This is a genomic window from Sphingobacterium sp. Mn56C, assembly GCF_049319645.1.
Taxonomy (GTDB): Bacteria; Bacteroidota; Bacteroidia; order Sphingobacteriales; family Sphingobacteriaceae; genus Sphingobacterium.
This window is the reverse complement of the sequence record NZ_JBMOUC010000026.1, coordinates 1-209: the sequence shown is the minus strand read 5'-3', so window position 1 is coordinate 209 and position 209 is coordinate 1. Positions and strand designations below refer to the sequence as shown.

Annotated in this window: 1 tRNA gene; it reads left to right on the top strand. The window is 43.5% G+C overall.

What is annotated here, in order from left to right:
• The first annotated feature begins 3 nt into the window (after positions 1 to 3).
• Positions 4 to 76, top strand: a tRNA-Thr gene (locus ACL9RF_RS17735).
• Positions 77 to 209 lie beyond the last annotated feature (133 nt).

The following is a 209-nucleotide window of genomic DNA, read 5'->3' as shown; positions in this document are numbered from 1 at the left end:
AAAGCCTCCTTAGCTCAGCTGGTAGAGCAACTGACTTGTAATCAGTAGGTCATTGGTTCGATTCCGATAGGAGGCTCTTGTACATATGCCAGGAGATTATTCCAGTGTATGGTACCAAGAAATTTAAAATAGTGAAAAGCCTCCTTAGCTCAGCTGGTAGAGCAACTGACTTGTAATCAGTAGGTCATTGGTTCGATTCCGATAGGAGG